We start from the raw sequence: 18,200 nt of genomic DNA on the forward strand, positions 1-18,200 counted from the left end.
CCCGGACGCCCGCGCCCCGGATGCGCGCCGTCAACCCCTGACGTGCGCGCTCACCCGCTTTGCTGCGAAAGAAACCTGACGAGCGCCGCCGCGCTCGCGCTCAGCTGCTCGCGGTGCTTGTAGACGATCACGAGCTGCCGCACGGCCCACGCGTCGGAAAGCGGCACGATCGCGATATCGAGCGTGCCGAGATAGAGCTGCGCCGTCTGCTCGGGCACGACCGCGACGCCGAGCCCCGCGTGCACCATGCGGCACAGCGCATCGAGGCTGCTCACGCGAATCTTCACGTCGAGCCGCGCGCCCGCGCGCGCCGCTTCCACCGCGAGTTGCCGGGTGAGCGCGCTCTCGTCGTGCAGGCCGACGAAGCGTTCGCCGAGCAGGTCCGCGAACGCAACCCGCGACGCCGCCGCGTAACGGTGGGCACGCGGGTGGAGGCGCGGCACGGCGAGCGCGAGCCGGTCCGTGCGATACGGCACGTGCTCCACTTCCGCCGCGCCGAGCCCCGTCGCGTTGCAGATGCCGAGATCGGCGCCGCGTTCGTCGACGAGCCGCAGCACGTCGGCTGTGTGGCGCTCTTCCAGGTCGATGTGCACGTTCGGAAACACGCGCTCGAACGCGGCGACGTCCTCCGGCAGGAACTGCACGATCGACGACAGGTTCGCCACCACCCGCACGCTGCCCTTCGCGCCCGACAGAAACAGCGACAGCTCGGCGCTCATCGCTTCGATGTCGGCGATGATCATCTGCGCGTAGCGCAGCACCGTCTCGCCGACGGGCGTCACCGCGATGCCGCGCGACTGCCGCTCGATCACCGGCAGGCCGATCAGCGTTTCGATTTCCGCGATGCGCCGGCTCACCGCCGACGGCGCGATGAACTCGCGCTCGGCCGCGCGCGCGATGTTCTTCTCCTGGCACACGACGACGAAAAGCCGCAGCGAGGTCAGATCGAGCTTCCTCAGCAGGTTTTCCATCGGGTCGATGCCCTCCTTACTTACAACGGCCCGACGCCGCGCGAGAGCAGCGCGACCGCGTGACGCGCGATCTGCTCGCTCGTCAGCCTGCGCTCGCCGTCGCTGCGGAACTTCCAGGTGGCGAGCGGCAGCACCGTCAGCCCGAACAGCGACACGAACACGAGCGAAGGCTCCAGATCCGGGTTCAGCTTGCCCTCCCGCTGCCACCTTTCGATGCGCTCGATCGTCGCCTTCTGGTGCGCATCGCCGAATCGCTCCGCGATCCGCTGCCTGAGCAGGCCGCCTTCGCTGATCACCTCGCGCACCCACAGCGCGGCGAACCACGGATGCTTGTCCACGGTCGCCACGAGCGCCTGCGCGAACGCCTTGAGCGCGTCGACGGGCTCCGGCTGCGATTCGGTGAACGCCCGGTCGAGCTCGGCGCGCAGCGGAATGAAACGTTCGTCGATGAGTACGTCGACCAGCTGGTCGCGGGTCTTGAAGTAATAGTGGACCATCGCCGGCGTGACGCCCGCCTCGCGCGCGATCGCGCCGAGCGTGGTCTCGACGATGCCTTGCCGCGCGAACAGACCGAGCGCGATGTCGAGCAGCTGCTCGCGAGCGTCGTTGCCGTGCGCGCCGCTCGGGCGCCCCGGGCGGCGCCCCGCCTTCTTCGGCACCGCGCTTGCGTGAGATTCCGTAACAACCTTTGCCATATGCGCAATTGACCGCATGAACGATGCGGTCTATATTAACTTTCGTGTTAATTAATTTCAATCGGGTTCCTGCATGGCATCTTTGCACCAATCCGCGGTGTCCGCGCAAACCGTCGAGCGGCCACCCGTGCGTTTGCTGTTCACGGCGCTGCTGCTCGTCATGCTGCTGGGCGCGCTCGACCAGACGATCGTCTCGACGGCGCTGCCGACGATCGTCGGCGAACTCGGCGGGCTCGAGAACCTGTCCTGGGTGGTGACCTCGTACCTGCTGACTTCGACGATCGTGGTGCCGCTCTACGGCAAGTTCGGCGACCTGTTCGGCCGCAAGATCGTGCTGCAGGCGTCGATCCTGATCTTCCTTGCGGGCTCGGTGCTGTGCGGCGTGGCGCAGAACATGACGCAACTGATCCTGCTGCGCGCGCTGCAGGGACTCGGCGGCGGCGGGCTGATGGTGATCACGATGGCGGCGATCGCCGATGTCATCCCGCCCGCCGAACGCGGCCGCTACCAGGGACTCTTCGGCGGCGTGTACGGCCTCGCGACCGTGGTCGGGCCGCTGCTCGGCGGGTTCATCGTCGAGCATCTGTCGTGGCGCTGGATTTTCTATATCAACGTGCCGCTCGGCGTGGTGGCGCTCGGCGTGATCGGAGCCGTATTCAAGCCGCACGCTCTGCACGTCAGGCACCAGATCGACTACATGGGCGCCGCTTTTCTCGCCGCCGCCCTCACCTGCATCATCCTGTTCACGAGCCAGGGTGGCACGCTGCTGCCGTGGAGCTCGCCGCAATTGTGGTGCACGCTGGCGCTCGGCCTGATCTCGCTTGCCGGGTTCGTCTATGAAGAGCGGCTCGCCGCCGAGCCGATCATGCCGCTCTCGCTCTTCAGGGAGCGCACCTTCGTGCTGAGCGGGCTGATCGGCTTCATCGTGGGATTTTCGCTGTTCGGCGCCGTCACGTTTCTTCCGCTCTACCTGCAGGTCGTGAAGGGTTCGACACCGTCCCAGGCCGGTCTGCAGATCACGCCGATGATGGCCGGCGTGCTGATTTCCTCAATTGCGAGCGGACGAATCATCAGCAGAATCGGCAAATACCGCCTTTTCCCGATTGCCGGCACAGCGCTCGTCGCTGCCGCCATGCTGCTGCTCTCGACCCTGCAACTCGACACGCCGCTCCACATGATGTACGGCTATATGGCGCTGCTCGGACTCGGGCTCGGCATGGTCATGCAAGTGCTCGTGCTCGCGGTGCAGAACGCGGTGGAGTTTCGCTTCGTGGGCGTGGCGACTTCGGGCGCGACGCTGTTCAGGTCGATCGGAGGATCGGTGGGCGTGGCGATGTTCGGCGCGATCTTCTCGAACGGCCTGCGCACGCGCCTCGAAGCCGCGATCCCGCCGGGCGTCGAATTGCCGCGGTCGCTCGGGCCGCAAGCCATCCAGCATCTGCCCGCCGCGCTCCACGACGGCTACCTGAATGCGTTCGCCGCCTCCATGCACACGGTTTATCTGGTGGCGGCAGGTGTGGTGATGATCGCGTTCGTGCTTGCGTGGTTCATGAAGGATCAGCCGCTGCGCCAGCATTGAGGCATGTCGCGGCAGCCACGAGCGCGCCGCTCGACGACGATGGCCGCCCCCAGCGGGTCCGCCGCCCGTTCGGGCTCAGCCTGCCGCGAGCACGAGATGCCCGGTTTCAGCTTCCGCCTGCCTCACGGTGATTTCGATGTCATAGCCGAGACGGGTCAGGCAGTCCATCAGCTTGCGCTCGGACAGATTGGCGAAATCGCCGCGCAGCAAGCCCGACACCTTCGGCTGCGCGATCCCCATGCGGCGAGCGGCCTGCTCCTGCGTGAGTCCGAGGCGCCGGATGGCCTTGGTGATTTCGAACACGAGGCCGGATTTGATCTTGAGCTTTTCGGCATCGGGAAGGCCCAGGTCGGCAAAGACATTGCCTGAACCGACTTCGATCTCGATGCCATCAATGACACGTTTTTCCATTTCGTAGCTCCTTCGCTAACGTTTCTGCCACTTTCAGCCGTGCGCGGACGATCTCGATGTCCTCCTTCGGCGTGGCGATACCGCATTTGCTCTTCTTCTGAAAGCAGTGCAGGACAAACACGGCTTCGCGAAACCTGACCGTATAGACGGCGCGATAAGTGCCGGACGCATCGTCTTCCAGTATTTCCAGCACGCCGGCGCCGCCGAAGCCGCGAAGCACTTTTGCCGCGTCGTGGTGGCTGCCCCGTTGTGCGACATCCAGCGCGTGACCGAAAAACTGACGCACCTCGGCCGGAAGCGCGCACAGATCCTTTTTGCTGCTGCCGACCCAGATGAGCGGCTTTTCGTCTGACTGCATGCATTTATACTCTAAATGGTATAAGAACGCAAGCCGATTTTTGCGGCCGCGGCGATCGACCCGGATGAGCGCCCCGGATGCATAGAGCCCGGGAGGCAGGCGCACTGGGTCTGTCCGAGCATCGCCCGGCGGTGAGGCGCGGGCAATTCAGCCAAATGGCATAGGGGAATGGCACAGGAAATGGCGCGTGGCCCCAAGAGGCGGGGCCGCCGGGCGAAAATTAGAATGCATCGCCCAATCGATGCGACGCTCACGCACCGTGCGAACTTCCGCCACGCTTGACTTACGGCGCGCGCCATCGGGACTTTCACTAGGTCCCGAAATATTTTGGCTTGGTAATCTGCTGCGGATTCTGAGAGGACACAATCCTCGGAATACTCAACCGTCTGGTGCGACACGCGCCGGACAAACCCGGAAACGAGACCTGTCCGGGATGTACCGACCACCTTCTGGAGTTACACAGTGAAAAAACTGCTCGCGGCACTGACGATGTCTTTCGTCGCCGTCACGTCGCTTACCGCCGTCACCGCTCACGCAAAGGACTATTCGACGATCCGCTTCGGCGTCGATGCAAGCTATCCCCCGTTTGAATCAAAGGGTTCCGACGGCAAGCTCGTCGGTTTCGACATCGATCTCGGCAACGAAATCTGCACGCGCCTCAAGGCGAAATGCGTGTGGGTCGAAAACGACTTCGACGGCATGATCCCGGCCCTGAAGGCGAAGAAGTTCGACGGCGTGCTCTCGTCGATGTCGATGACGCCGCAACGTGCAGAACAGATCGCGTTCTCGAGCAAGCTCTTCAACACGCCGACGCGCCTCGTCTCGAAGAAGGGCAGCAACATCCTGCCGACAGCCGAAAGCCTCGCCGGCAAGAACGTGGGCGTGGAACAGGGCACGATTCAGGAAACCTATGCCAAGACCTACTGGGCGCCGAAGGGTGTGACGGTCACGCCGTACCAGAACCAGGACCAGGTCTACGCCGACCTGATCTCGGGCCGTCTCGACGCCACGCTGCAGGACGCCGTGCAGGCCGAAATCGGCTTCCTCAAGACGCCGCGCGGCGCCGGCTTCGACTTCGCGGGCAAGGACATCGTCGACAAGAAGATCCTGGGCGAAGGCGCCGGCATCGGCCTGCGCAAGGAAGACACGGAGCTGAAGGCGAAGATCGACAAGGCGATCGCCGACATCATCAAGGACGGCACCTACAAGAAGATCGAGAAGAAGTACTTCGACTTCGACGTATACGGCGGCTGATCGCAGGCCGTAGCGCATGTAAGCGAAGGCCGCGAGAAACTGGCCTTCACGACGGGCTCCGCCAAAAAGCGGAGCCCGTTTTGCTTGCGGAGGCGCGCCGCGGCCGTTTTCGGCTAAGATCGAACGTCTGGAGCACAGGCGGCCGGCCCGAGACACCGGCCCATCCGCGCCCTACCCCTCTTCAAACCACCCAAAGCGCGACCCGAGGCATCGGTCGCGCGCCCGAAGACCATGCAGACCAAAACGCACAACCTGATTTCGCCGACGCTCGGCACTTCCCGCAGCATCACGAGTTTCCATTACGGTCCAGGCGGCGCCCAGAAAATCTACATCCAGTCCTCGCTGCATGCGGACGAGCTGCCCGGCATGCTCGTCGCGTGGCGGCTGCGGCGCCATCTCGCCGCATTCGAGGCGGCGGGCAAGCTGCGCGGCGAAGTGGTCATCGTGCCGGTTCCCAACCCGATCGGGCTGAACCAGATGCTGCACGGCCAGTTGCTCGGCCGCTTCGAGATGATGAGCGGCCACAATTTCAACCGCAATTTCCACGACCTCGCCGCGCTCGTCACGCCGCGCATCGACGGGCGCCTGTCGGACGACATCGAAGCGAACAAGCGCGCCGTGCGCGCCGCGATGCGCGAGGCGCTCGATGAACAGACGCCGCACACCGAGCTCGAATCGCAGCGCCTCGCGCTGCAAAAGCTCTCCTACGACGCCGACGTCGTGCTCGACCTGCATTGCGACCTCGACGCAGCGCTGCATCTGTACACCAACCCGGAGATCTGGGACGAAGTCGAGCCGCTCGCGCGCTATCTCGACTCGAAGGCGTCGCTGCTCGCGCTGAACTCGGTCGGCAATCCGTTCGACGAGATTCACAGCTTCTGCTGGTCGGATTTGCGGGCGCGCTTCGGCGAGCGCCATCCGATTCCGAACGGCGGCATCTCCGTGACTGTCGAGCTGCGCAGCCAGCACGACGTGTCGTACGAGTTCGCCGAGGCCGATGCTCAGGGCATCGTCAACTATCTGATCCACCGCGGCGTGATCGACGCGCCCGCCGCGCCCCTGCCGCCGCTCGCGCATCCGGCCACGCCGCTTGCGGGCGCCGAGCCGATCGTCGCGCCCGTGTCCGGCGTGCTCGTGTTCCGCGCGAAGGTCGGCGCGTTCATCGAGGCGGGCGAGCCGATCGTCGACGTTGTCGATCCGCTCACCGATACCGTCACCACGCTCAAATGCACGACGTCCGGCGTGATGTACGCGCGGCATATCACGCGTTTCGCGACTGCCGGCCTCGAGGTGGCGCGCATTGCCGGGGCGAAGGCGTTCCGCACGGGATCGCTGCTCTCGGCCTGAAGCGCGATTCACAGCGCGCCGGCAAACGCCGGCGCGGCTTCCCCTAGAACGGAATCAGGCTGCATTGCGCGGCGACGACGCGCCAGCCGTCGGCCGCTTCGCACCACGTGCGCGTATAGCGCAGGCTCCCCGCGAACGGCGCGCCGCCAAACGACCCGCGCAGCGCAACGCGCGTCACCGTGACCGCGCACCGCTCGTACACGCGAACCGACTGCTCCTCCACATCCAGTTGCTCGATGCGCTGCACGCCGTAGCGGTGCGCGTTCAGGTCGTCCGCCTTGCTCCACACCTTGCCGGTTGCATCGACGAAGCTCAGGTCGTCGGCAAGCAGCGCGTCGAGCGCGTCGACATCCGACGCCAGCATCGCTTTCTGCAGACGCGTTTCAAGTTCACGAATTCCGTTCTCGTCCATGGCCACGCTCGCGATGGTTAAAGCGCGAGCATAACGCGAAGCCCCACAGCGCAGGCAGTGCGTCACGCCCTTGCACCGCGTGCGGCGGCGCGCCCGTTCACCTGCGACGTTGTGTACCGGTTCGTTAAAACGTGGACGCAAGCCGCAGCGCGCGATCTCCGTGTTTGGCCGGCCGCGCCAAATTGTCAATAGTCGCGTGGATTGTAGCGGGCGCGACACATCGCAAGCCACGAGAAAGTATTGTCATATTCCTTTCTTGAGCGTTCGCTACATTCCGCCCGTCGCCGCTACGGGACGCGAGAACCCGATGCGCCGCAGACGACTTCAACCACACCGCGAACCATCGCAACGGAGAAAGTTTTGAACAAGAAACTGCTGGCAACGGCCGCAGCCGCAGCCTTTGCCGCTTTTGCATCGACCGCACACGCACAAAGCAGCGTGACGCTCTACGGGATTATCGATGCCGGTATCAGCTATGTGAACAACAGCGCGACGCGCACGGGCAGCGACCACCTCTTCAAGTACGACGACGGCGTCGCACAAGGCAGCCGCTGGGGCCTGCGCGGTTCCGAAGACCTGGGCGGCGGCATGAAGGCGATCTTCGTGTTGGAGAACGGCTTCAACAGCGGCAACGGCACGCTCGGCCAGGGCGGCGCGCTGTTTGGCCGTCAGGCATACGTGGGCATTTCGAAGAACGACGCAGGCGCGCTGACGTTCGGCCGCCAGTACTCGTTCTCGACCGACTACCTCGGCGCCAACTACTCGATCGGCGGCCAGACCGTCGCGGGCAACTACGCGTATCACATCAACGACGTCGACCAGCTGACGTCGAGCCGCATCAACAACGCGGTCAAGTTCAGCAGCGCGAGCTTCTACGGCATCACGTTCGGCGGCATGTACGGCTTCTCGAACCAGGCCGGCGCGTTCGCAGGTTCGCCGACCACCACGACGGGCGGCGTCACGACGCAAGGTTCGTCGCGCGCGTACAGCTTCGGCTTGAACTACCGGATGAGCGCATTCGGCATCGGCGCGGCTTACACCGACATCCGCTTCCCCGGTTCGGCTACGCCCGCATTCAGCACGAACATGGCGAACGTTTCGACGGGCGGCAACAAGGACCTGCGCACGTTCGGCATCGGCGCGAACTACACGTTCGGCGGCGCAACGGTATTCGGCCTGTACACGAACACGCGCTTCGAGTCGACCACCGGCGCGACGTCGAAGCTCAACGCGTATGAACTCGGCGGCAAGTACGCGTTCACCCCGGCACTCACGGGCGGCCTCGGCTACACGTACATGAAGCTCACGGACGCGGCCGAAGGCAAGTGGCACCAGGTGGATGCGAGCGTGGACTACGCGCTCAGCAAGCGCACCGACGTGTACCTGCTCGGCATCTATCAGCACGCTTCGGGTTCCAACAACGGCGTCGACGTTCAGGCGCAGATCGGTTCGAGCACGAGCTACTTCGGCACCTCGGGAGTCGGTTCGAACAACCAGGTTGCCGTGCGCGTCGGCATGCGTCACAGGTTCTAAGGCAGCATCTGCAGGGCGGACCTGCGGCGATCGTTGTGATCGTTCAGCTTCAGCAGGTCCCCAAAAGAAAACAGCGGCCGAGGCCGCTGTTTTCTCATCCGTCACATGCCGACGTCATTCCGCCGTTTCGAGCGTCGGGTAGTCGATGTAGCCTTCGGGACCTGGCGCGTAGAACGTCGACGCATCCGGCTCGTTCAGCGGCGCATCCACTTCGAAGCGACGCACGAGATCCGGGTTCGCGATGAACGTCTTGCCCCAGGCCACCGCATCCGCGTCGCCACGATCGAGCAGCGCCTGCGCGCTTTCCTTCGTGAACTGCTCGTTGGCGATATACACGCCGCCGAACGCCTTCTTCAGTTGCGGCCCGAGGCTGTCCTCGCTCACGTGCTCGCGCGCGGCGATGAACGCGATCTTGCGCTTGCCCAACTCGCGCGCCACGTAGCCGAAAGTGGCTGCAGGATCGCTGTCGCCCATGGTGTGCGAGTCGCCGCGCGGCGCAAGGTGCACGCCCACATGATCCGCGCCCCACACGTCGATACAGGCATCGGTCACTTCGAGCAGCAGACGTGCGCGGTTTTCGATCGACCCGCCGTAGATGTCGGTACGCCTGTTCGTGCTGTCCTGCAGGAACTGGTCGAGCAGATAGCCGTTCGCGCCGTGCACTTCGACGCCGTCGAAGCCCGCCCGCTTCGCATTCTCCGCACCCTTGCGATAGGCCGCGACGATGCCGGGGATCTCGTCGGTATCGAGCGCGCGCGGCGTCACGTACTCGCGCTTCGGACGCACGAGGCTCACATGGCCGCCCGCGGCGATGGCGCTCGGCGCGACCGGCAGTTCGCCGTCGAGAAAGATCGGATCCGACACGCGGCCGACGTGCCACAGCTGCAGAAAGATCTTGCCGCCCGCTTCGTGCACGGCATGCGTCACGAGCTTCCAGCCTTCGACTTGCTCATCCGACCAGATGCCGGGCGTATCGGCATAACCCAGACCCTGCGGCGTGACCGAGGTCGCCTCGCTGAGAATCAGGCCCGCCGATGCGCGGTCGGCGTAGTACCGGGCCATCAGCGCATTCGGCACGCGCTCGGTGCCCGCGCGCTGACGCGTGAGCGGAGCCATGATGATGCGGTTGGGAAGCGTAAGCGCGCCTACCTGAAGCGGGTCGAAAAGATTTGGCATGAAAAGTGATCCTAAATGAATACAAAGGAACCGGAGGGTTGCTTCGACCGGCATAGCCAGCCGGGGAATCGCGGGAACCTCAGAGACCCTTGTTGATTTGATCGAGGAACGCCTGAATCACGGCCTCGTCGCGTTTAAAAAAGACCCACTGACCGATCCGCTTCGAGCTCACCAGCCCCGCCTTGTGCAAGGTGGCAAGATGCGCCGAAACGGTAGACTGGGACATTCCGCAGCGCTGGTCGATCTGACCCGCGCAGACGCCACTCGCGAGCGGGAATTCCTGCTCGGGGAAATACAGCTCCGGCTCCTTCAGCCACGCGAGAATCTCGCGTCGAACCGGATTAGCCAGAGCTTTGTGAATTGCGTCGATGTCCATGTAAAGTGCCAATGGGACCCTTGAATCGTACTGGTGCGAAGTATATATCGCTTAATTGCGATATTCAAGACTTTGGGACATGCAATCTTGGAATATGCATATGACTCGAACGCGCACGCCAGTCCTGGCGCGCGCGCCGGTGTGATGCCGCGCTCAGTCGGCTTCGAGGACGGACAGGATATTGCCCGCCGGGTCCCTGAACCATGCGATCACCGGGCCGCCGCTTGCGCGGCAGACGCCTTTCGCGTCGGTTTTCAGGTCGGGCTCGTCGTAATGTTCGAAGCGCACGCCGCGTTTCGCGAGTGCATCCACGGCGTCGTCGACGCTTTCCACCGGGAAATTCAGCACCGTGAACGTCGCCGCCGTGTGGTGCTGCTTCGGGTAAAGCAGCACCTCGTTGCCGCCCGCGAGATGCAGCGTGAGCAGCCCGTTCGACTCCGATACCTCAAGGCCGAGCGTATCGCGATAGAAGGCCAGCGCCTCCGGGATGTCGCTAACGGAATAGCCGCTGAACGCGCGGCTCGATTTGAGAAGGTCTTGCATCGTCTCTCTCCTTTGGGGTTTTCTGGCCGCCGCTCATCGTCGGCGCGCACGACTCCTTCACGAACCGCATCGAATTGCGCAGACGAAAGGGCATCCGCGAGCGACAGCGCCATGCCGAAAGCGTCGCGCGCTTCGTCGATGCGCCCCCGATTGTTCGAGCGCGGCCCTGAACGCGTCGCGGAGCCCCTGCTCGGTGCGATAGACGGCATCCACTGTGCCACGCGCATTCGCTTCGGATACTCCGGCATCTGCGGCAATCCACCGCCTCTCGCCTCTCGCCCGCATGGAGCGTTCCCGCGTGCGGCAATCGGCGAAATGTGAAAGCGGCGCCGCGTCTGGTAACCTGCGCGCTTCATCAAGCCGTCATTGTCCGATGTCAACGCAAACCGAACCACCATTCAACGAACGAGGCGTCACCCTTTCCCGCGCGGGCCTGAGCGCCGCGGGCCAGATGTTTCCGCTGCGCGACCTGCGCGCAGCCCGGGTCGTGATGATGCCGCGCTCGAAGCCGCTGCCGATCGTGATCAGCCTGATCGGGCTCGCGGCGCTCGCGGCGGGCATCGTCACCGGATCGGGGCCCGCGCTCGTGCTCGGCGTGATGATCGTGGTCGTCGGATATCTGGCATGGATCACGCAGGACGTCGTGTATCAACTGATGGTTACGACGCCCGCCGGCGAGCGCGAAGTGCTGATCACGAAAGACCAGGAGTTCGCTGACCGCGTCGCCGCGCTGGTGCTCGACGCCATCGAAAGGCACACGCGCGGCACCGCGGCCGCCGGCTGAGGCGCAATTAACACGTTGTTTACATGAGGGGCGGCGAGTTTTGCTCGCCGTTTAGACGCGGGTGGATAGAGTGAATCTGTTCTGACCACCAGCCGTCTAGCGACGGCTCGATTCGATGTACCACACACGCGAAGTAACCAGTCAGCCCGCCGCCGCAGTTGCGGCGGCAGCCTCCTGCCAGCCGGTGCGCGTTGCGCGCAGGTCGCGCAGCATCCAGACGGTCGTGACGCTCGACCTCACCGTGCCGGGCCTCAATTCGAACGGCCCGCGCCGCGAACTCCAGGATGCGCTCGGCGAAGCCGTGCGCGTCTACGTCGTATCAACCGACCGCCGCCACGATTGCATCACGCTGCACGTGGAAGTCGCGGGCCAGACCCTCGACACCGTGATCGGCGCACTCGCCGCCAATCTGACGCAAGCCACCCTCGGCCGCGCGAAAACCATCTCCGTGCGGCGCTAGACCCGCACGCTCGCGGGTTCATCCGAGCGAGAGCGGCTCCACATGCCAGATGTCGCGCGCATACTCGGCGATCGTGCGGTCCGACGAAAAGATGCCCATGCCCGCGACATTCTCGATCGCGCTCCTCGTCCACGCGTCCTTGTCGCGGAACTTCGCGTCGACTTCGGTCTGCGCACGGTCGAAGCTATCGAAGTCCGCGAGCACCATGTAGTGGTCGCCCCAGTCCACGAGCGTGTGGAAGATGTCGTAGAAGCGATGCGGCTCGTCCGGTGAAAAATGGCCGAGCCGGATCTGGTCGAGCGCCAGTTTCAGCTCCGGATTGTGCTCGTAGATATGCCGCGGACGGTACCCCGCCGCGCGCAGCGACTCGATCTCGTCCGTCGAGTGGCCGAACACGAACATGTTCTCGCGCCCGACCGCGTCGCAGATCTCGATGTTCGCGCCGTCCAGCGTGCCGATGGTGAGCGCCCCGTTCAGCGCGAGCTTCATGTTGCCGGTGCCCGATGCCTCGGTGCCTGCCATCGAGATCTGCTCCGACAGGTCGGCGGCCGGGATGATCAGTTCGGCCACGCTCACGCCGTAGTTCGGAATGAATCCCACCTTCAGCCGGTCGCCGATGAGCGGATCGGCGTTGACCTTCTTCGCCACGTCGTTGATGAGCTTGATGATGTTCTTCGCCATCTTGTAGGCGGACGCCGCCTTGCCCGCGAACATCACGACGCGCGGCGTCCAGTCGAGCTCCGGCTCCTCGCGGATGCGGTTGTAGCGCACGATCACGTGCAGGATGTTGAGCAGTTGCCGCTTGTATTCGTGGATGCGCTTCACCTGCAGGTCGAAGAGCGCGTGCGGATCGATGATCGCGCCCGCCTCGCGCTTCGCACGCTCGACGAGCGTCAGCTTGCTCGCGAACTTGGCATCGTGAAACGCCTGGCGGAATTCGGGATCGTCGCGCCATTCGCGCAGGCGTCCGAGTTCGAACAGATCGGTGCGCCAGCGCGGCCCGAGCCGCGCGTCGATCAGGGACGACAGCGACGGGCTCGCCTGCGCGAGCCAGCGGCGCGGCGTAATGCCGTTCGTCACGTTCGTGAAGCGCTCGGGATACATGCGCGCGAAATCGGAGAAGATGTTCTGCGTCATCAACTGCGAGTGCAGCTTCGACACGCCGTTCACCTTGTGGCTCGCGACGATCGCGAGATGCGCCATGCGCACGCGGCGCTGGCCGTATTCGTCGACGAGCGAGATGCGCCGGATCAAATCGACGTCGCGGCCGAACTTCTCGGTGACCTGCTTGAGGAACTGCGCGTTGATGTCGAAGATGATTTCCAGATGGCGCGGCAAAAGGCGCGCGAGCATCTCGACATCCCACGTCTCGAGCGCTTCGGGCATCAGCGTGTGGTTCGTGTACGAGAACATCTGCTGCACGAGCTTCCACGCCTTGTCCCACGGCACGTGGTGCGTATCGACGAGCAGCCGCATCAGCTCGGGAATCGCGAGCACCGGGTGCGTGTCGTTCAGATGCACCGCGACCTTCTCCGCGAGCCGCCCGAAGTGCGAATGCGTGCGCTGATAGCGCCGGATCAAATCCTGCATCGTCGCCGAGACGAAGAAGTATTCCTGCCGCAGACGCAGCTCGCGGCCGGCCTGCGTGGAATCGTCGGGATAGAGCAGGCGCGACACGTGCTCCGACGTGTTCTTCGCCTCCACCGCGCGGCGGTAGTCGCCCTGATTGAACGCCGACAGGTCGAATTCATCGGTCGCGCGCGCGGACCACAGGCGCAGCGTGTTCGTCGCGGTGGTCGCGAAACCGGGGATCACGGTGTCGTAGGCCATCGCGTTCACGTGCTCGGTCTCGATCCACTCGGTGCGGTCGTCGTACTGCACGGTGCGCCCGCCGAAATGAACGAGATAGACCACTTCGGGACGCGGGAACTCCCACGGATTTCCCGCGCGCAGCCAGTAGTCAGGCGTCTCGACCTGATTTCCGTCGACGATCGTCTGCCGGAACATGCCGTATTCATAGCGGATGCCGTAGCCGAAGCCCGGAATGCCGACCGTCGCCATCGAGTCGAGAAAGCACGCCGCGAGCCGCCCGAGGCCGCCGTTGCCGAGCGCGGCGTCGGGCTCGAGATTCTCGAGCGTGTTGATGTCGACGCCGAGACCCGCGAGCGCATCACGCACTTCGTCGTAGATGCCGAGCGCGAGCAGCGCGTTCGTGAAAGTCCTGCCGATCAGGAACTCCATCGACAGGTAGTAGACGCGCTTCACGTCCTGTTCGTATTGCTGACGCGTCGTGCGCATCCAGCGCGCGACGAGCCGGTCGCGCACCGCGAGTTCCGCCGCATGCAGCCAGTCGCGCGGCTGCGCGGTTACCGAATCCTTGCCCACGCCGTACATCAGGCGGTTCGAAATGGAGCGCCGTAGCGCATCGACAGTACTGTTGAGCTGGTCGAATTCCAGGTCGACGGATGTCATCGAAGCCTCCGGGTTTTACAACTCGTGTTGCCGCTCATGCACCTGGACCGGGCGCGCACCGCTGTCAGGCATGTAAGCGGAGCGGCAGCGCGCGGCCCTCGTCGCATGGATGAAGGTGCAGATTACGCTAGTTTTATTTTTTTTGGTATGACCGGCGGGTTGACGATTTGTGACATTTTCTGCGCCCGCATCTGCCGTTCCTGCAACAAATCCGGGTAAATCGGTCAAACGGTGCCGATATGATTCGTGATCCTCAGCTTATCCCAAAAAGCGGCTCTTCATGATGATCCCGGCTTGTGTTCGCAGATACCGCGGCGCGGCGCACTGGCGCCGCCATGCAATGGCGATGTCGACAGCGATGTCGCTCGGCACGCTCGCGTGCCTTGGCCAGTCCACCGCCGCGCACGCCGAGAGTGCGGAGCGGCCGGCGTTTCACGTTGTCGGCGGCAATCTGCAGAAGCGCGCCAATGGAGTGCTGGCGCTGATGGGCTATTCCGCCGTGCCGGATCTGTCCGCGAGCTCGCTCAGCATCCGCAACGGCACGACCGACAACCCGTCCCTTTCGATGACCCAGTTCGGCGGCGGCTTCACGATCAGCAAGAGCATGCCGCTCTACCTGGAAGGCGCGATCGGCGGCAGCCGCTACGATCCGACCTTCGTGGTTTCCGACGGCGCCGAACGCCGCCGGTTGCCGACGCGCTGGACCAACGTCTCCGCGACGGGCGGCATCGGCTGGGACTTTCCGCTCACGGCGGACAAGGAACTCGTGTTCCGGCCGATCTTCAATTTCTCGCTCGCGCAGGCGGTGAGCGACGCGCAGGCCGCGCAGTTCATCATCAACCGCCATGTGGAACGCGACGTCGACTTTCTCACCAACGGCTCGCTGAGCGCGTATGGACTCGGCGGCGCGGTGATGCTCGATTTCGAGCGCGTGCGCGAAGACTACGAAATCGATATCGAATGGCGCTACACGTATATCCGCCTGCAGAGCTTCGGGGGATCGTCGGCGGCGGCGAGGGGGAGTTCGGACGCACAGACGGCCAATCTCTACGCCCGCTGGCGCGCGCCGACGGGCGCCGTGGTCCTGCACAAGCCGCTGCGCTACGTGCTCGAACTGTCGCATTCCACGTATCTCGGCAGCCAGGCGGGCGTGCTCGGCTTCAATCACCTGACCTCCTTCGGCGCCGGGCTCGAACTCGACACCAGCGCCGTCACGAAGCTCTTTTCCCGGGTGCGTCTCGTCGGCCGCTATGCGTTCGGGCAGAACATCTCGGGCGCCTCGCTCGGGCTCGCGCTCAGCTTCTGAGCGCGCCGCGAACCCGTCACGCGCGGCGCCGCGGCACGCGCGCGGCGATCAGCAGCAGCGCCGCCAGCGAGACGGCGAGCAGGATCAGCGACAACGCCGACGCCGGCAGGTAATACCCGCGATTCACCTGCCCCACCACGACGATCGGCACCGTGGCGAATCCCGGCGGATAGACGGTCAGCGTCGCGCCGAGTTCGCCGAGCGAGAGCGCGAAGCCGAGCGCGAGGCTCGCGCGGATCGCGGGCACGAGCTGCGGCAGCACGACCCGCAGCAGCACCATGCGCGGTGGAGCGCCGAGGCTCGCGGCGGCCTCGCGCAGCACCGTCAGCTCCGGCCTCAGCGCGGCGGCCGCGCACCGGTAGCAGAACGGCAGCACCAGCGCGAGCTGCACGAGCACGACGATCGCGGCCGAACCGGAAATATCGAGCGGCTTCTTGTGGTACGCAATCAGCACCGACAATCCGAGCACCACGCTCGGCACGCCGTTGGGCATCATCGCGACCATGTCGACGAGCGCGCCCAGGCCGCGCCGGTCGCGGCCCTCCAGCGCGAGCGCGAGCCACACGCCCAGCACGGTGCCGAGCACCGCCACGCCGAAGCCGATTTCGAGGCTCGTCACGAGCGCGTCGAAGTCGCTCGAGCCGAAGCGCTCGAACCACCGCATGCTGAAACCGTCGGGGAGAATCGTGCCGGACCAGTGCGACGCGACGCTGGAGAGCGCCACCACGATCACCGGCAGCACGAAGAGCCAGAAGCACAGCAGCCCGGCGAACGCCGTGAACACCATCGGCAGGATCCTGCGCGGTTTCGCGGCCGCAGTGGACACCGGTGCGCTAGCGGCCATTGCGGCCTCCCGCGCGGCGGTTCACCCGGCGATAGAGCGCATAGAGCGACAGCGACATCGCGAGCATCACGACGGAGCCCGCGGCGGCCGTCGCGAGGTCGAGATCGACGGTGGCTGCGCTGTAGATCGCGATCGGCAGCGTGATCAGGTGCGCGCTGCCGAGCACGAGCAGGATGCCGAATTCGTTGAGCGTGAGGAGGAAACACAGGATCGTGCCCGCCGCGATGCCCGGCCACGCGAGCGGCAGCACCACCTTCAGCGCGACCATCCGGCCGTTCGCGCCGAGGCTCTGCGCGGCTTCGATGAGCCGCATGTCGAGCGTCGCGAACGAGGCGAGCGTCGGACGCACGACGAACGGCGCGTAGAAGACCACTTCCGCGAGAATCACGCCGCCGATGCCGAACAGGAAATCGAGCGGCGGCGCTTCGAGATTGAAGATCCGTTGCAGCCCGATGCTGACCGATCCTTGCGAGCCGTACAGGAAGATCAGCGTGAACGCGACCAGGAACGACGGAAACGCCACGAACAGTTCGAGAAAGCGCGTGAGAAGCTTCGTGCCGGGAAACGGCCTGAAGAACAGCATCGCGGCGAGCGCGACGCCGAGCAGTGACGCGATGCTCGCGCTCGCGAACAGGATGCCGAGCGTCGTGCCGATCACGCCGCGCGTCTCCGGGTTCTGGAAGAACGCGGTGTAGGCGTGCAGCGTGAAGCCGCCGTGCGCGTCCGTGACGCTCAACGAGACGAGCCGCACGAGCGGATACACGACGAGCGGCCCGAGCACCACGACCAGGATGAACAGCAACTGCCACTGCGCGCCGCGCTCGCGGCGCTTCGCCGCCGCGGCGTGCGCGGCGAACTGCGCTTCGAGGCGCGCGTCGTCGGCGCCGCGCGCCTTCAGGTCGTCAGGGACGAATAAGGACGACATCGTCTGCCTCGTAGCGAAGGGAAACGCGCGAGCCCTTCACGGGCATGCCGGAAGGGCCGCGCTGCATCGTGACGAGAACCGGTTCGTCGGGAATCGCGTCGAGCGTGACGGCAATCGAGAGCACCGCGCCGTACCACTCCACCGATGCGATCGTGCCGTGCAGCTGGCCTTCACCGAGCGGCACGAGCGCGAGCCGCTCGGGGCGCAGGCACGCGACGCGTTCGCGCTCGTCGTGCCGGGCGTCGCCGACCGGGAACACGACGCGCGGCGGCAACAGGTTCGCCGCGCCGAGATAGCGCGCGACGAAGCCGTCGGCGGGCGCGTCGTACAGCTCACGCGGCGTGCCCAGCTGCGCGATGCGGCCGTCGCGCATCAGGAGCGTGCGGTCGGACAGCACGAGCGCGTCGTCCTGGTCGTGCGTCACGCAGACGATCGTCAGGTTGGGCAGCCGCTCGTGCAGCGCCTTCAGCTCGGAGCGCACCGACGCTCGCAGGTTGGCGTCGAGCGCGGAAAGCGGTTCGTCGAGCAGCAGCACGTCCGGCTCGATCACGAGCGCGCGGGCGAGCGCCACACGCTGCTGCATGCCGCCCGACAGTTGCGCCGGCATCACATGGCCGGCGTCGCCGAGCTGCACGAGCTTGAGCGCGTCGGCGACGCGCCGCGCGATCTCGCCGGCCTTCATGCGCCGCGCGCGCAGGCCGAACGCGACGTTGTCGAAAACAGACAAGTGCGGAAAGAGCGCGTAGCTCTGGAA

Annotated in this window: 19 protein-coding genes; 7 read left to right on the forward strand and 12 right to left on the reverse strand. The window is 65.2% G+C overall.

What is annotated here, in order from left to right; translation table 11 throughout:
* Window positions 1–50: 50 nt before the first annotated feature.
* Both BG61_RS32605 and BG61_RS32610 read right to left on the reverse strand, forming a co-directional pair.
* The gene (locus BG61_RS32605) at window positions 51–971 is read right to left on the reverse strand and encodes a LysR family transcriptional regulator (RefSeq protein WP_035937112.1); all 921 of its coding nucleotides are present in this window, start codon (window positions 969–971) and stop codon (window positions 51–53) included.
* Between the two features lie 20 nt (window positions 972–991).
* Window positions 992–1,666 (reverse strand): TetR/AcrR family transcriptional regulator, encoded by a 675-nt coding sequence (locus tag BG61_RS32610; protein ID WP_232256368.1) that lies wholly within the window; start codon window positions 1,664–1,666, stop codon window positions 992–994.
* 73 nt (window positions 1,667–1,739) lie between these two features.
* Here BG61_RS32610 and BG61_RS32615 point away from each other — a divergent pair, with 73 nt between their 5' ends.
* A complete protein-coding gene (locus BG61_RS32615) occupies window positions 1,740–3,245 on the forward strand; it encodes an MDR family MFS transporter (RefSeq protein ID WP_035937109.1) in 1,506 nt (501 codons plus the stop codon).
* Between the two features lie 75 nt (window positions 3,246–3,320).
* Here BG61_RS32615 and BG61_RS32620 read toward each other — a convergent pair whose 3' ends face one another.
* Both BG61_RS32620 and BG61_RS32625 read right to left on the reverse strand, forming a co-directional pair.
* A complete protein-coding gene (locus tag BG61_RS32620) occupies window positions 3,321–3,656 on the reverse strand; it encodes a helix-turn-helix domain-containing protein (RefSeq protein WP_035937108.1) in 336 nt (111 codons plus the stop codon).
* Window positions 3,637–4,014, reverse strand: a complete 378-nt coding sequence (locus BG61_RS32625; RefSeq protein WP_035937106.1) for a type II toxin-antitoxin system RelE/ParE family toxin — start codon at window positions 4,012–4,014, stop codon at window positions 3,637–3,639. Before BG61_RS32625 ends, BG61_RS32620 begins: the two co-directional genes overlap by 20 nt.
* A 462-nt stretch (window positions 4,015–4,476) precedes the next feature.
* On the opposite strand from BG61_RS32625, the gene BG61_RS32630 reads away from it, so the two are divergent.
* Both BG61_RS32630 and BG61_RS32635 read left to right on the forward strand, forming a co-directional pair.
* Window positions 4,477–5,268 carry an ABC transporter substrate-binding protein gene (locus BG61_RS32630; RefSeq protein WP_035937104.1) on the forward strand — a complete coding sequence of 264 codons (792 nt, stop codon included), beginning with the start codon at window positions 4,477–4,479 and terminating at the stop codon, window positions 5,266–5,268.
* Between the two features lie 231 nt (window positions 5,269–5,499).
* Window positions 5,500–6,615 carry a succinylglutamate desuccinylase/aspartoacylase family protein gene (locus tag BG61_RS32635; protein WP_035937103.1) on the forward strand — a complete coding sequence of 372 codons (1,116 nt, stop codon included), beginning with the start codon at window positions 5,500–5,502 and terminating at the stop codon, window positions 6,613–6,615.
* A gap of 43 nt (window positions 6,616–6,658) precedes the next feature.
* Here the strand turns inward: BG61_RS32635 and BG61_RS32640 are convergent, their stop codons facing one another.
* Window positions 6,659–7,027, reverse strand: coding sequence for a nuclear transport factor 2 family protein (locus tag BG61_RS32640; RefSeq protein ID WP_035937100.1), 369 nt, complete (start codon window positions 7,025–7,027; stop codon window positions 6,659–6,661).
* A gap of 360 nt (window positions 7,028–7,387) precedes the next feature.
* On the opposite strand from BG61_RS32640, the gene BG61_RS32645 reads away from it, so the two are divergent.
* The gene (locus tag BG61_RS32645) at window positions 7,388–8,560 is read left to right on the forward strand and encodes a porin (protein ID WP_035937097.1); all 1,173 of its coding nucleotides are present in this window, start codon (window positions 7,388–7,390) and stop codon (window positions 8,558–8,560) included.
* A gap of 114 nt (window positions 8,561–8,674) precedes the next feature.
* Here BG61_RS32645 and BG61_RS32650 read toward each other — a convergent pair whose 3' ends face one another.
* The 3 genes from BG61_RS32650 to BG61_RS32660 form a co-directional block, all read right to left on the reverse strand.
* Complete coding sequence (locus BG61_RS32650; RefSeq protein WP_035937094.1) at window positions 8,675–9,736, reverse strand: alkene reductase; 1,062 nt, start codon at window positions 9,734–9,736, stop codon at window positions 8,675–8,677.
* Between the two features lie 79 nt (window positions 9,737–9,815).
* Window positions 9,816–10,112, reverse strand: a complete 297-nt coding sequence (locus tag BG61_RS32655; protein ID WP_035937091.1) for an ArsR/SmtB family transcription factor — start codon at window positions 10,110–10,112, stop codon at window positions 9,816–9,818.
* 153 nt (window positions 10,113–10,265) lie between these two features.
* A complete protein-coding gene (locus BG61_RS32660; RefSeq protein WP_035937089.1) occupies window positions 10,266–10,655 on the reverse strand; it encodes a VOC family protein in 390 nt (129 codons plus the stop codon).
* 373 nt (window positions 10,656–11,028) lie between these two features.
* Between BG61_RS32660 and BG61_RS32665 the strand changes: the two genes are divergently transcribed.
* Both BG61_RS32665 and BG61_RS32670 read left to right on the forward strand, forming a co-directional pair.
* Window positions 11,029–11,439 (forward strand): DUF6232 family protein, encoded by a 411-nt coding sequence (locus BG61_RS32665; RefSeq protein ID WP_035937087.1) that lies wholly within the window; start codon window positions 11,029–11,031, stop codon window positions 11,437–11,439.
* Between the two features lie 115 nt (window positions 11,440–11,554).
* Window positions 11,555–11,899 carry a hypothetical protein gene (locus BG61_RS32670; protein WP_052040573.1) on the forward strand — a complete coding sequence of 115 codons (345 nt, stop codon included), beginning with the start codon at window positions 11,555–11,557 and terminating at the stop codon, window positions 11,897–11,899.
* A gap of 18 nt (window positions 11,900–11,917) precedes the next feature.
* On the opposite strand, the gene BG61_RS32675 is transcribed toward BG61_RS32670, so the two are convergent.
* Window positions 11,918–14,371, reverse strand: coding sequence for a glycogen/starch/alpha-glucan phosphorylase (locus BG61_RS32675; RefSeq protein WP_035937084.1), 2,454 nt, complete (start codon window positions 14,369–14,371; stop codon window positions 11,918–11,920).
* A 346-nt stretch (window positions 14,372–14,717) separates the two neighbouring features.
* Here BG61_RS32675 and BG61_RS32680 point away from each other — a divergent pair, with 346 nt between their 5' ends.
* Window positions 14,718–15,677 carry a hypothetical protein gene (locus BG61_RS32680; RefSeq protein WP_370818095.1) on the forward strand — a complete coding sequence of 320 codons (960 nt, stop codon included), beginning with the start codon at window positions 14,718–14,720 and terminating at the stop codon, window positions 15,675–15,677.
* A 16-nt stretch (window positions 15,678–15,693) separates the two neighbouring features.
* Here BG61_RS32680 and phnV read toward each other — a convergent pair whose 3' ends face one another.
* From phnV to BG61_RS32695, 3 genes are all read right to left on the reverse strand, one after another.
* Complete coding sequence (gene phnV, locus BG61_RS32685) at window positions 15,694–16,464, reverse strand: 2-aminoethylphosphonate ABC transport system, membrane component PhnV (protein WP_232256369.1); 771 nt, start codon at window positions 16,462–16,464, stop codon at window positions 15,694–15,696.
* A gap of 46 nt (window positions 16,465–16,510) precedes the next feature.
* On the reverse strand, window positions 16,511–17,446 hold the full coding sequence (phnU, locus tag BG61_RS32690) for a 2-aminoethylphosphonate ABC transporter permease subunit (protein WP_035937075.1): 936 nt from the start codon (window positions 17,444–17,446) through the stop codon (window positions 16,511–16,513).
* On the reverse strand, window positions 17,424–18,200 hold a 777-nt coding region (locus tag BG61_RS32695; protein WP_035942598.1), incomplete at its 5' end, for an ATP-binding cassette domain-containing protein. The genes phnU and BG61_RS32695, both read right to left, overlap by 23 nt.

The sequence above is a fragment of the Caballeronia glathei genome, from assembly GCF_000698595.1.
Lineage (GTDB): Bacteria > Pseudomonadota > Gammaproteobacteria > Burkholderiales > Burkholderiaceae > Caballeronia > Caballeronia glathei.

Coding starts and splice junctions, on each gene's coding strand:
- BG61_RS32635 (WP_035937103.1), top strand. CDS start 5,500: ATGCAGACCAAAACGCACAACCTGATTTCGCCGACGCTCGGCACTTCC.
- BG61_RS32660 (WP_035937089.1), bottom strand. CDS start 10,655: ATGCAAGACCTTCTCAAATCGAGCCGCGCGTTCAGCGGCTATTCCGTT.
- BG61_RS32680 (WP_370818095.1), top strand. CDS start 14,718: ATGTCGACAGCGATGTCGCTCGGCACGCTCGCGTGCCTTGGCCAGTCC.
- phnV (WP_232256369.1), bottom strand. CDS start 16,464: ATGGTGTTCACGGCGTTCGCCGGGCTGCTGTGCTTCTGGCTCTTCGTG.
- BG61_RS32665 (WP_035937087.1), top strand. CDS start 11,029: ATGTCAACGCAAACCGAACCACCATTCAACGAACGAGGCGTCACCCTT.
- BG61_RS32655 (WP_035937091.1), bottom strand. CDS start 10,112: ATGGACATCGACGCAATTCACAAAGCTCTGGCTAATCCGGTTCGACGC.
- BG61_RS32625 (WP_035937106.1), bottom strand. CDS start 4,014: ATGCAGTCAGACGAAAAGCCGCTCATCTGGGTCGGCAGCAGCAAAAAG.
- BG61_RS32605 (WP_035937112.1), bottom strand. CDS start 971: ATGGAAAACCTGCTGAGGAAGCTCGATCTGACCTCGCTGCGGCTTTTC.
- BG61_RS32675 (WP_035937084.1), bottom strand. CDS start 14,371: ATGACATCCGTCGACCTGGAATTCGACCAGCTCAACAGTACTGTCGAT.
- BG61_RS32620 (WP_035937108.1), bottom strand. CDS start 3,656: ATGGAAAAACGTGTCATTGATGGCATCGAGATCGAAGTCGGTTCAGGC.
- BG61_RS32615 (WP_035937109.1), top strand. CDS start 1,740: ATGGCATCTTTGCACCAATCCGCGGTGTCCGCGCAAACCGTCGAGCGG.
- BG61_RS32640 (WP_035937100.1), bottom strand. CDS start 7,027: ATGGACGAGAACGGAATTCGTGAACTTGAAACGCGTCTGCAGAAAGCG.
- BG61_RS32610 (WP_232256368.1), bottom strand. CDS start 1,666: ATGGCAAAGGTTGTTACGGAATCTCACGCAAGCGCGGTGCCGAAGAAG.
- BG61_RS32650 (WP_035937094.1), bottom strand. CDS start 9,736: ATGCCAAATCTTTTCGACCCGCTTCAGGTAGGCGCGCTTACGCTTCCC.
- phnU (WP_035937075.1), bottom strand. CDS start 17,446: ATGTCGTCCTTATTCGTCCCTGACGACCTGAAGGCGCGCGGCGCCGAC.
- BG61_RS32670 (WP_052040573.1), top strand. CDS start 11,555: ATGTACCACACACGCGAAGTAACCAGTCAGCCCGCCGCCGCAGTTGCG.